The sequence below is a fragment of the Variovorax sp. GW531-E2 genome, from assembly GCF_059423125.1.
This window is the reverse complement of sequence record NZ_JBWKXQ010000002.1, coordinates 238,590-249,811: the sequence shown is the minus strand read 5'-3', so window position 1 is coordinate 249,811 and position 11,222 is coordinate 238,590. Positions and strand designations below refer to the sequence as shown.

Sequence of the window (11,222 nt, the reverse complement as noted above, 5' to 3'; positions counted from 1 at the left end):
TATACTCGATGCTTCTCTTAGGCGCGTAGCTCAGTTGGTTAGAGCACCACCTTGACATGGTGGGGGTCGTTGGTTCGAATCCAATCGCGCCTACCAAATTCAAACACGGGTTGCAGCGATTTCGCTGCAACCCGTTCGTCGTTTGGACGATGTGTTTGTCTCTGGATCAGCCCGGTCGTCCTGAGTGATCGGCGCAAGCGAAAACCCCTTTCACGGGCGGCCCTTCGCGCGGTGCAGGCAAGGTGCCTGAGCCATGTGGTTGTGCTACCTTGAGTGGTCTGCCAACCTTCTCGAATTTCCTTGATAAGCGATCTGATGAATACGCGATCAACGTCTGTTGATCGGGCGCACGCCGACCACCGCGTGGCCGCATTGCTCAAGCAGGCCCCTCTTGAATTCGCACGCGCGGTCTACGGCATCAATGACCTCGCCGCCGGTCGCGCCGACACCATGGCCGCACGCGAAGTCGCGCGTGCACAACGACAGGGCATGCCGGTGACCGAGGAGCGCGCCGAGCAGCGCGCACGCGCCTACCTTCCGACGGCGGGGCAGGAGCATTGCCCCCGGTGCTGGGTGGTCTATGGGCAGAAGATCCCGCTGCGATTCAGGTTGTCGACCCCGGAGCGTCCAGAAACTGCAGCGTGTCATGCGTGCGGTGCCGAGTACGCGACCGCGCCGGATGCCTGAAGAAGAATCACGGTCAGGGTAAACCTTGTCGCGATGCAGCAAAACCGCTCCCTAGAATCATCCGATGACATGGGCGTCCATGTGAAGGAGTCTGTAGTGCAGAGCAAGAAGTCCGGGGTGAAGCCGGTCCAGCGTGTGATCAAGAAGTACCCCAACCGACGGCTCTACGACACGGAGACATCCACGTACATCACGCTGACCGAGGTCAAGCAGCTGGTCATCAAGAACGCGCAGTTCGTGGTGCGCGACGCCAAGACCGGCGACGACCTCACGCGCAGCATCCTGCTGCAGATCATCCTGGAAGAAGAGGCCGGCGGCGCGCCGATGTTCACCGAGCAGGTGCTGGCCAACATCATCCGTTTCTACGGCCAGGCCATGCAGGGCTACATGGGCCCGTACCTCGAGAAGAACATCCAGGCCATGACCGAGATGCAGGCCCAGCTCGCCGAAAAGGCCGAAGGCCTGACGCCCGAGATGTGGTCGCGCTTCATGACCATGCAGTCGCCGATGATCCAGGGGCTGATGGGCAACTACGTCGAGCAATCGAAGAACGTCTTCCTGCAGATGCAGGAGCAGATGCAGAAAAACACCGAGCAGGTGCTGGGCGCCTTTGGCATCAAGCGCCCCTGAGCGCCGCGCGGCGGCCCGCCCGAATGGGGTGACTGCCCGATGAATGCCCCGCTGTCACCGATAGCTGGGACAATAGAGGCCTATGAGCGAAGTTGCCTCCCCTGAACGTACCGTCACGCCGACCGCCCCCATGGTCGGCTTCGTCAGCCTTGGTTGCCCCAAGGCCTTGACCGATTCCGAATTGATCCTGACCCAGCTGAGCGCCGAGGGCTATCAAACCGCCAAGACTTTCGAGGGCGCCGACCTCGTGATCGTCAACACCTGCGGCTTCATCGACGACGCTGTGAAAGAAAGCCTGGACACCATCGGCGAAGCGCTCGCCGAGAACGGCCGTGTGATCGTCACCGGTTGCCTGGGCGCCAAGACCGGCGACCAAGGCGGCAACCTCGTGCGCCAGATGCACCCCAGCGTGCTGGCCGTCACCGGCCCGCATGCCACGCAAGAGGTGATGGATGCCGTGCACGCCAACCTGCCGAAGCCGCACGATCCGTTCATCGATCTCGTGCCGAACACCTTCGGGGTGGCCGGTCTCAAGCTGACGCCGCGGCACTACGCCTACCTGAAGATCAGCGAAGGCTGCAACCACCGCTGCACCTTCTGCATCATTCCCTCGATGCGCGGCGACCTAGTCTCGCGTCCGGTGGGTGATGTGCTCAGCGAAGCCAAGGCCCTGTTCAAGGGGGGCGTGAAGGAACTGCTGGTGATCAGCCAGGACACCTCGGCCTACGGGGTCGACGTGAAGTACCGCACCGGCTTCTGGGATGGCAAGCCGGTCAAGACCCGCATGCTCGAACTCGTGCGCACGCTGGGCGAAATCGCCGAGCCGTATGGCGCCTGGGTGCGCCTGCACTACGTGTACCCGTATCCGAGCGTCGACGAAATCATTCCGTTGATGGCGAGCGGCCTGGTGCTGCCGTACCTCGACGTGCCGCTGCAACACAGCCACCCCGATGTGCTCAAGCGCATGAAGCGGCCGGCCAGCGGCGAGAAGAACCTGGAGCGGATCGCACGCTGGCGCGAGGTCTGCCCCGAACTCGTAATCCGCAGTACCTTCATCGCCGGCTTCCCGGGCGAGACGGAGCAAGAGTTCGAGCACCTGCTCGACTTCATCCGCGAAGCCGAGATCGACCGTGCGGGCTGCTTTGCCTACAGCCCGGTCGAGGGTGCTACTGCCAATGACATTCCGGGCATGCTGCCCGAGGCCGAGCGCGAAGCGCGCCGCGCCCGCTTCATGGAGGTGGCCGAGGCCGTGTCGATCGCCAAGCTGCAAAAGCGCATCGGCTCGACGATGCAGGTGCTGGTCGATTCAGCGCCGGCGCTGGGCCGCAAGGGTGGGGTGGGGCGCACGTACGCCGATGCACCGGAGATCGACGGCACTGTTCGCCTGTTGCCGCCTGAAAAGATCAGCAAGACGATGAAGGTCGGCGAGTTCACGCGTGCACGCATCGTGGGCGCTGAAGGCCACGACCTGATCGCGTTGCCCGTTTGATGCACCTGATTCAAACGGCCAAGAAAAAAGCCACCGGAGGCCGGTGGCTTTTGTCAGAAGACCTGGTAAGGGTCTGTTCAATCTTGGTGCCCAGAAGAGGACTCGAACCTCCACGATGTTACTCGCTAGTACCTGAAACTAGTGCGTCTACCAATTCCGCCATCTGGGCTGATTTTGCTTCTCAGCAAAGACTACGATTATATACACAAATTTGGCGCGCTCTTTTGAGCGTGTCGAAATTTCAGCTTCTGCGCGACATCGCTCGTGCGGCGGATGTCCTGCCGAAGGCGGGTGGGTGCGATCGTGCGTGCATGGCCGGCATCAAGGGGCGTGATCTGACGATCGCGTCGCCCGTTTGATGCAGTTTCGAGCGGCCATGAAAAAAGCCACCGGAGACCGGTGGCTTCAATCGGATGACCTGGTAAAGGTCTGTTTAAACTTGGTGCCCAGAAGAGGACTCGAACCTCCACGATGTTACTCGCTAGTACCTGAAACTAGTGCGTCTACCAATTCCGCCATCTGGGCCCACATGACTGCAGAAGCAGCCACGTTTTGAATTTCAGGAAAGAAGGAGATCATATCAAAAATAATGTCACTTCCAGCAGCTTGTTGGATGAAATCGAAGGAACTGTTCAAGGACATCGCGACGGGCACGGCTTCGTGCAGCGCGACGACGGCGAGGCAGACATCTACCTGCCGCCGAACGAGATGCGCGCGGTGCTGCACAAGGATCGCGTCAAGGCGCGCATCGTGCGACAGGACCGTCGCGGCCGCCCCGAGGGGCGCGTGGTCGAGATCGTCGAGCGGCCAGAGCAGCCCATCATCGGTCGCCTGTTGCACGAAGGCGGGATCTGGCTCGTTGCACCAGAAGACAAGCGCTACGGCCAGGACGTCCTGATCCCGAAGGGCGCGACCGGTCCCGCCAAGGTCGGCCAGGTGGTGGTCGTCCAGCTCACCGAGCCGCCGGCCCTGTTCGGCCAGCCCGTGGGCCGCGTGAGAGAAGTGCTGGGCGAGATCGACGACCCCGGCATGGAAATCGAGATCGCCGTGCGCAAGTACGGCGTGCCGCATGAGTTTTCCGCGGAGTGCCTGGCGCAGGCCAAGGCGCTGCCCGAGAAGGTGCGCCCCGCCGACAAGAAGGGCCGCATCGACCTCACCGACGTGCCGCTCGTCACCATCGACGGCGAAGACGCCCGCGACTTCGACGACGCCGTGTACTGCGAGCCCGCGAAGGTGGGCCGCGGCAAGGGCTGGCGCCTGCTGGTCGCCATCGCCGACGTCAGTGCTTATGTGCAGACCGGCTCGGCCATCGACATCGATGCGTACGACCGCGCCACCAGCGTCTATTTCCCGCGCCGCGTGATCCCGATGCTGCCCGAGAAGCTGTCGAACGGCCTGTGCTCGCTCAACCCCGAGGTCGAGCGCCTGTGCATGGTGTGCGACATGCTGGTCGCAGCCGATGGCGAGATCTACGCCTACCAGTTCTATCCGGCCGTGATGTTCAGTCACGCGCGCTTCACGTACACCGAAGTCGCCGCCATCCTCGGCAACACGCGCGGGCCCGAAGCGGCCAAGCGCAAGGACCGCGTCAAGGACCTGCTGAACCTCGCCGACGTCTACAAGGCCCTGCTCAAGCAGCGCGGCAAGCGCGGCGCGGTCGACTTCGAAACCACCGAGACGCAGATCATCTGCGACGACGCCGGCCGCATCGAGAAGATCGTGCCGCGCACGCGCAACGAGGCGCACCGCCTGATCGAGGAGGCGATGCTCGCCGCCAACGTCTGCAGCGCCGACTTCATCGCCGAAGGCAAGCACCCGGGTCTGTTTCGCGTGCACGAAGGCCCGACGCCCGAGAAGAAGGAGATCCTGCGCGGCTACCTGAAGGCCATGGGTGTCGGCCTGAGCATCACCGACGAGCCGCGTCCCGGCGAGTTCCAGGCGATCGCCGAAGCCACCAAGGAGCGCCCCGACGCGCAGCAGATCCACACCATGCTGCTGCGCTCGATGCAGCAGGCGATCTACACGCCGATCAACAGTGGCCACTTCGGCCTGGCCTACGAGGCCTACACGCACTTCACCAGCCCGATCCGTCGCTACCCCGACCTGCTGGTGCACCGGGTGATCAAGGCGATCCTCGGCAAGACGCGTTACCAGCTGCCGATGCTGCCCACGCCCGGCGAGGCGCATGCCAAGCTGGCCAAGCGGCTCGCTTCACGCGTCAAGGCGCCGACCAACAAGCCGCAGAAGGCGACCGTCGCGCCCAGCAAGGAAGTGCTGGCCTGGGAAGCCGCCGGCCTGCATTGCAGCGCCAACGAGCGCCGCGCCGACGAAGCCAGCCGCGACGTCGAGGCCTGGCTCAAGTGCAAGTACATGCGCGAGCATCTTGGCGAGGAATACGGCGGCGTGGTCACCGCGGCCACCACCTTCGGCATCTTCGTCACGCTCGATGCGATGTACGTCGAAGGCTTGGTCCACATCACCGAGCTGGGCGGCGAGTACTTCAAGTTCGACGAGATGCGTCAGGAGCTGCGCGGCGAGCGCACCGGCATCCGCTACGCCATTGGCACGCGGGTGCGGGTGCAGGTGAGCCGTGTCGACCTCGATGGCCGCAAGATCGACTTCCGCCTCGTGCGCGAAGGCGAGGACCTGACCTCGCGCGCCATGAAGGACAAGGGCGGCGCACCGGTGAAGGCGTCGGCCAAGCGAAGCTCCCGCCACAAGGCGGAGGCCGGTGGCGAGTCGCGTTCGGAGCACGGTGGCGGCGGCGCTGCCGCGGTGCCCGCCGGCCCGCAATCGGCCATGCAGGCCTTCAAGTCGGCGGTGAAGAAAGCCGCCAACAAGATGCAGGGCAAGGGGCGCAAGCCCCGCCGCGGATGAGACGCGCCGTGCACACTACCGGTTTGCTTACCGTGTGTATGGATCAGTTGAAAAGGAGACTTGGAGCATGAGCGTGGAAAACAACAAGGGTCGCATCGCGATCGTCACGGGCGCGGGGTCGGGCATCGGCCGCGCGGCCGCGCTGGCCCTGCTGGCGGACGGCTGGAGCGTGGCCCTTGCGGGGCGCCGCCTCGAGCCGCTGGAGCAGGTGGCGGAAGAGTCGGGCGCCGGTGTGCGCGCCTTCGCGGTGCCCACCGACGTGGCCAATGCCGACTCGGTGCAGGCGCTGTTCGGTGCCACGGTCGAGCGCTTCGGACGTGTCGACCTGCTGTTCAACAACGCCGGCGTGGGCAACCCGCCGGGACCGTTCGAGGACTGGACGCCCGAGCAGTGGAAGGGCGTGGTGGACATCAACCTCACCGGCATGTTCTTCTGCATCCAGCAGGCCTTCCGCACGATGAAGGCGCAGACGCCGCGGGGCGGCCGCATCATCAACAACGGGTCGATCTCGGCGACCACGCCGCGGCCGAATTCCGCCGCCTACACCTCGACCAAGCACGCGGTCGAAGGGCTGACCAAGACCGCTTCGCTCGACGGCCGCAAGTACGACATCGCGGTGGGGCAGGTGGATGTGGGCAATGCCATGACCGAGCTGGCCGCGCGCATGGCCACCGGCGTGCCGCAGGCCAACGGCGAGCTCGCGATCGAGCCGCTGATCGACGTCAAGATCGTCGGCCTGTCGGTGCTCTACATGGCGAACCTGCCGCTGGAAGCCAACGTGCTCTTCCACACCATCATGGCCACGAAGATGCCCTTCGTCGGGCGCGGCTGAGTCCTGCGCTCAGTCGGGCGCGCGGCGGGCCAGCGAGCCTGCCGTGAGCGGGGCCGCATCGGCCGGCCACAGGTCGGCGATGCGGCCGTGCTGCCAGACGGCTTCGCACACCGCCTCGAATGCGGGGCGGCGCATCGCGAGCGCCGCGCCGATCATGCCGGCGAGCACGTCGCCGGTGCCTGCGGTGGCGAGGCGGGCATTGCCGGTCGGGTTGATGACCGGCGGCTCGTCGCCCGCGTCGGCAATCACTGTTCCTGAACCCTTGAGCACCGTCACCGCGCCGAAGCGCGACGCCAGCGCACGGGCCGCGGCCAGGCGGTTGGCTTGCACGCCACCCGTCGTGTCGCCGAGCAGGCGCGCGGCTTCCAATGGATGTGGCGAGAGCACGCCGGGAGCGCCGGCCTGGCCTCGCGCGATCAGCTGCGCCTGAAGTGACGGATCGGCGGCGATGGCGTTGAGCGCATCGGCGTCGAGCACCAGCGCGGCGGCCGTCGACAGCACGCGCGGCAGCAGCTCGCGCACGGCATCGCCGCCACCGCAGCCGCACACGACCGTCATGCCGGCGAGGTCCAGGGCATGGGCGTCGCGCAGCATCAGCTCGGGCCGCGAGGTGTCGACCGGCGCTGCGCGGGGATCGAGCAATCCGACGAACACGCGTCCCGCGCCCGCATGGAGCGCGGCCGAGCCGGCCAGCAGCGCGGCGCCGGCCATGCCCGAAGCGCCGCCGATCACCGCGATATCGCCGTAGCTGCCCTTGTGCGAGGCGTGGGTGCGCGGCTGGATATCGGGCGCGCCTGCGAGGCGGGCCGTCGGTCGCTCTCGGGCGAAAGCGCTGCAGCCCAGGTCGTCGAACCACACCGTGCCGGCTGCGTCGCGGCCTTGCGCCGTGAACAAGCCGGGTTTCAGCGTGAGGAAGGTGAGGGTGGTGCGGACCGATGCCGATGCTTGATCTGTGTTGGAGGCCAGCATGCCGGTGTCGGCGCCGAGGCCCGAGGGCACGTCGAGGCTGAGCACCGGTGGTGCACCCGTGTGCATCCGCGCAAGCCATTCGGCCATTGCGCCCGACGGCGGGCGGGTCGATCCGATGCCGAGCAGTGCATCCATCGCCAGCTCGAAGCTCGATGGCGGCGCCGAAGCGAAGGTGACGCCCGCATCGCGCGCACGCTGCAGCGACGCCTTGGCATCCGCTGGCAGCCGGCCTTCATCGCCCACGAAGGTGACGACCGGAAAGAAGCCGCGATGCCGCAGTTGCGCCGCGGCTTCGAAGCCATCGCCGCCGTTGTTCCCTGGGCCGCAGGCGATCCAGATCGTTCGCGCGTGCGGCGCGAGCGCCATCGCGAGCCGTGCGGCAGCGAGGCCGGCGCGCTGCATCAGCGTATGAGGGGGAAGGGCGGAGGCTGCTGCCTGCTCGATGCGACGCGTGGCGGCGATGTCGAACAGGTCGGCGGCGCTGGCGGACGTGATGCGATGCATCGAGCCATTGTGCCGCCGACGCCGCGCCTCCTATCATCGACCGATGATGCTCAAGACCTTCGGCTGGTTGCTGGTTCTGCTGCTGGCGTGCCTGGCCGGGTTCGTTGGCACGGCCGCAGCGATGATCGCCGGCGTGGCCTGGGCGGTCGGCCTGCTGATCGTGGTGTGGGGGCTGTTCCTGCTGGCCGAGCTGTTGCGCCGGGTGCCGCTGCGCGACGTCGCCTGGGCCCTGGGCGTGGGCTATGGCATCGGCGTGATCCGGTGGCTCGACGTGCCGGTCGAAGCGGGGTCCGGCACGCAGTGGCTGATGCTGGGCGTGGACCTGGTGGTGCTGGTGTTCTTCGGACTGATTGCGCCGGCTGTCCTGGGGTTGATCGCCCAACGCTGGGCGCCCCGGCCCGAACTGCCGGTGGAAAAACCGGCCACCCCCGAGCAACTGCGCCGCTGGGGTTCTAAAGACTGAGCCGCTCGATCCCCAGGCCTTCGAGGTCGATGCCGGGGTCTTGCCCTCCAATCAGGTCGCCGAGCACGCGCGCGCTGCCGCACGACAGCGCCCAGCCGCTCGAGCCGTGGCCCAGGTTGAGCCACACGCCGGGAATGCCGCTGGCGCCCAGCACCGGCGGGCCGTCGGGCAGCATCGGACGGGCGCCCTTCCATTGCTGGATGCCCGACTGCAATGTGGCAGCGCCCGGGAACCAGTCGTGCAGCACCTTGTAGAGCGTCTGGATCGCGGCCGGGCTCATGGCGTCGGGCGAGCCGCCGATCTCGGCGCTGCCGGCCACGCGCACGCGCTGGCCCAGGCGGGAGATCGCAACCTTGTAGCGCTCGTCCATCACCGCGCTGCGCGGCGCATTGAGCGGCTCGCGCACCGGTGCGCTGACCGAGTGGCCGTAGACCGGCGCCAGTGGAATGCGCAATCCCAGCGGACGCAGCAGCGTGGCGGACGACAGGCCGGCGCAGACCACGATGGCGTCGAACTGCAGCGCGTCCGAGCCGCTGGCCAGCGTCAGCGAGGTGGGCGCGGCGCGGCTCAGCGGCGCAATGTCGCAGTTGAAATGGAATTGCGCGCCCAAAGCCTCGGCTTCCCACTTGAGCAGCAGCGCGAACTGGCGGCAGTTCGCGACCTCGTCTTCTGGCAGGTGGATCGCGCCTGCCAGCGGGGTGTCGGGGTTGAGTGCGGGCTCGATCAGGCGGGCCTCGTCGGCGTCGATCTCGCGGAACACACTGCCGGCCGACCGCAGCACCTCGAGTCCGGGCTGCACCAGTTTTTTCTCGCGCTTGGAGCGCAGCAGCACCAGGTAGCCATCGCTGCGTTCGTAGCTCAGCTCCCGCGCTTCCGTCACCGCGTGCAGCCGGGTGCGGCTGTAGAAAGCCAGCCGCTGCATGCGGGCGCGGTTGGCCAGGTAGGTCTCGAGCTTGCAGGCCTTCTGCCAGCGCGACATCCAGCTGAGGTCGCGCGAACTCAGCGGCCAGCGCAGCTTGATGGCGCCGTGCGAAGACAGCAGCGAGCGCAGCACCTTGCCGCGCATACCCGGTGCGGCCCACGGCGTGACATAACCCGGCGCGACCACGCCGGCGTTGGCGAAGCTGGCCTCTTCGGCGGCGGCGCCGCGGCGTTCGAACACGCTCACTTCATGGCCGTCGGAAACCAGTTCCCAGGCGGTGGTGACGCCGACGATGCCGGCGCCCACGATCGCGATTTTCATTGAAATGTTCTAGATAAAAGAAGCGGCTGACGCCCGTGAGGCGGGCGGTGACAGCGGTTATTTCTGCAGCGTGCGTTCGGCCTGGAGCGCCACCGCGAGCACGGCGTCGTCGTGCATTGCGCCGTGCCACAGCATCAGGCCGACCGGCAGTTCGCCGGCGACGTGGCAGGGCAGAGAAATGGCGCAGCCGTCGAGCATGTTGACGATCGACGGGTTGCGCAGCAGCAGCGCGTTGACGTGGAAGAATTCGTCGTCGCGCTCGGCGCCTGGTGCCACGCTGGCGATGGACGGCGCCGTGATCGGCACGGTCGGCGACACCACGGCGTCGAACGGTGCCAGCGCCTTCTCGACGCGGGCGATCCAGTCGCGGCGGGCGCGGACCAGGTCGATGTACTCGTGTGCCTTCATGCCGGCGCCGCGCAGGATGCGCTGCGCCACGCGCGGGTCGTAGCCGGCGCCGCTGCGCTCCAGCAGCAGCCTGTGCCAGGCGTACGACTCGGCCGCCGAGAAGCCGCCGGTGGCGTTGATGCTCTGCAGGTCGGCCAGCTCGGGCAATTCGATTTCCTGGATGCGGGCACCCGTGGCGCGCAGGGTGGCCAGGGTGCGCTCGAAAGCCGTGGCCACGGCGGGCTCGAGGTCGTCGAGGAAGACGTTCTTCACGACGGCCAGCCGGTAGGCCGACAACGGCGCCGAGCCGGGCGTCACCTGCCGCGCCGAGAGGATCTCGTGCGCGGTGACGGCGTCGCGCACCGAGCGGGTCATGGCGCAGACGGTGTCGAGCGTGGTCGACAGCGGCAGCGCGCCGTCGGCCGGCGTGAGGCGGGCGGTGTTCTTGAAGCCGACGATGCCGTTCAGCGCGGCCGGGATGCGGATCGACCCGCCGGTGTCGGAGCCCAGGCCGATGAAGGCCGCGCCGCTCGCCACCGAAATCGCCGCGCCGGAGGACGAGCCGCCCGGAATGCGCGGCGTGGCGGTATCGCTCACGTTGGCCGGCGTGCCGTGGTGCGGATTGACGCCGACGCCGGAAAAGGCGAACTCCGTCATGTTGGTGCGTCCGGTCAGCACGCCGCCGGCGGCGCGCAGCCGGGCCACGGCGAGCGAATCGGCCGGGGCGGCCGGTGCGTGCGAGAGCACCGCCGAGCCGGCGGGTGTCGGCTGGCCGGCGACGTCGAACAGGTCCTTGCTGGTGAAGGCCAGTCCGGCCAGCCTGCTTTCGGGCGCCGATGCGGCGGCGGCCGCGCGGGCCTCGTCGAACATCGTGCGGGTGAAAACGTGGGCGCAGGCCGGGGATTCGGAGAGGGCGATGGCGCGCTCCATTTCGGTGCGCGCATCGGAACCGCCAGCCAGAAGGGTGAGACGGGTGGCGTGAAGGTCGTTCATGGCGTCGAGGGTACCTTGGAACGGCTCGGTTCGAGGGAGGAGGTGGTGGCCGCCGTGCTATACTCTTTGGGTTTCGCTGGTTATGCGACAGTTTTGTCGCCGCCAGTCAAGCACATCCGCAAACCGGCCCAATCAAGGTGTTGCGACC

9 protein-coding genes and 3 tRNA genes are annotated in these 11,222 nt (G+C 67.0%); 7 read left to right on the top strand and 5 right to left on the bottom strand.

Annotated elements, in window-relative coordinates; all coding sequences use genetic code 11:
• Positions 1–19 precede the first annotated feature (19 nt).
• The 4 genes from AC07XP_RS02640 (at position 20) to rimO (ending at position 2,806) form a co-directional block, all read left to right on the top strand.
• Positions 20–96, top strand: a tRNA-Val gene (locus tag AC07XP_RS02640).
• 267 nt (positions 97–363) lie between these two features.
• Positions 364–687: a hypothetical protein gene (locus AC07XP_RS02635; RefSeq protein WP_223301311.1), complete on the top strand. Its 324-nt coding sequence runs from the start codon at positions 364–366 to the stop codon at positions 685–687.
• Between the two features lie 69 nt (positions 688–756).
• Positions 757–1,317 carry a polyhydroxyalkanoate synthesis repressor PhaR gene (gene phaR, locus AC07XP_RS02630; RefSeq protein WP_062480702.1) on the top strand — a complete coding sequence of 187 codons (561 nt, stop codon included), beginning with the start codon at positions 757–759 and terminating at the stop codon, positions 1,315–1,317.
• A gap of 82 nt (positions 1,318–1,399) precedes the next feature.
• Entirely contained in the window at positions 1,400–2,806 is a 1,407-nt protein-coding gene (rimO, locus tag AC07XP_RS02625; protein WP_495263710.1) for a 30S ribosomal protein S12 methylthiotransferase RimO, read from the top strand.
• A gap of 84 nt (positions 2,807–2,890) precedes the next feature.
• Here rimO and AC07XP_RS02620 read toward each other — a convergent pair.
• A tRNA-Leu gene (locus AC07XP_RS02620) sits at positions 2,891–2,975 on the bottom strand.
• Positions 2,976–3,246: 271 nt separating this feature from the next.
• Positions 3,247–3,331: transfer RNA gene (locus AC07XP_RS02615), tRNA-Leu, on the bottom strand.
• 81 nt (positions 3,332–3,412) lie between these two features.
• Here AC07XP_RS02615 and rnr point away from each other — a divergent pair.
• Together rnr and AC07XP_RS02605 are read left to right on the top strand one after the other, a co-directional pair.
• Positions 3,413–5,683: a ribonuclease R gene (gene rnr / locus AC07XP_RS02610; RefSeq protein WP_070060522.1), complete on the top strand. Its 2,271-nt coding sequence runs from the start codon at positions 3,413–3,415 to the stop codon at positions 5,681–5,683.
• A 67-nt stretch (positions 5,684–5,750) separates the two neighbouring features.
• Positions 5,751–6,515, top strand: a complete 765-nt coding sequence (locus tag AC07XP_RS02605) for an SDR family oxidoreductase (RefSeq protein ID WP_495263709.1) — start codon at positions 5,751–5,753, stop codon at positions 6,513–6,515.
• Between the two features lie 9 nt (positions 6,516–6,524).
• Here the strand turns inward: AC07XP_RS02605 and AC07XP_RS02600 are convergent, their stop codons facing one another.
• Entirely contained in the window at positions 6,525–7,988 is a 1,464-nt protein-coding gene (locus AC07XP_RS02600; protein ID WP_495263708.1) for an NAD(P)H-hydrate dehydratase, read from the bottom strand.
• A gap of 43 nt (positions 7,989–8,031) precedes the next feature.
• Between AC07XP_RS02600 and AC07XP_RS02595 the strand changes: the two genes are divergently transcribed.
• Positions 8,032–8,451 (top strand): hypothetical protein, encoded by a 420-nt coding sequence (locus AC07XP_RS02595; protein ID WP_495263707.1) that lies wholly within the window; start codon positions 8,032–8,034, stop codon positions 8,449–8,451.
• On the opposite strand, the gene AC07XP_RS02590 is transcribed toward AC07XP_RS02595, so the two are convergent.
• Positions 8,441–9,694 (bottom strand): D-amino acid dehydrogenase, encoded by a 1,254-nt coding sequence (locus tag AC07XP_RS02590; RefSeq protein ID WP_354343588.1) that lies wholly within the window; start codon positions 9,692–9,694, stop codon positions 8,441–8,443. The two genes, AC07XP_RS02595 and AC07XP_RS02590, sit on opposite strands and share 11 nt — an antisense overlap.
• Positions 9,695–9,751: 57 nt before the next feature.
• Entirely contained in the window at positions 9,752–11,074 is a 1,323-nt protein-coding gene (locus AC07XP_RS02585; protein WP_495263706.1) for an amidase, read from the bottom strand.
• Positions 11,075–11,222 lie beyond the last annotated feature (148 nt).

Coding starts and splice junctions, on each gene's coding strand:
- AC07XP_RS02590 (WP_354343588.1), bottom strand. CDS start 9,694: ATGAAAATCGCGATCGTGGGCGCCGGCATCGTCGGCGTCACCACCGCC.
- AC07XP_RS02605 (WP_495263709.1), top strand. CDS start 5,751: ATGAGCGTGGAAAACAACAAGGGTCGCATCGCGATCGTCACGGGCGCG.
- AC07XP_RS02600 (WP_495263708.1), bottom strand. CDS start 7,988: ATGCATCGCATCACGTCCGCCAGCGCCGCCGACCTGTTCGACATCGCC.
- rimO (WP_495263710.1), top strand. CDS start 1,400: ATGAGCGAAGTTGCCTCCCCTGAACGTACCGTCACGCCGACCGCCCCC.
- AC07XP_RS02585 (WP_495263706.1), bottom strand. CDS start 11,074: ATGAACGACCTTCACGCCACCCGTCTCACCCTTCTGGCTGGCGGTTCC.
- AC07XP_RS02595 (WP_495263707.1), top strand. CDS start 8,032: ATGATGCTCAAGACCTTCGGCTGGTTGCTGGTTCTGCTGCTGGCGTGC.
- phaR (WP_062480702.1), top strand. CDS start 757: ATGGGCGTCCATGTGAAGGAGTCTGTAGTGCAGAGCAAGAAGTCCGGG.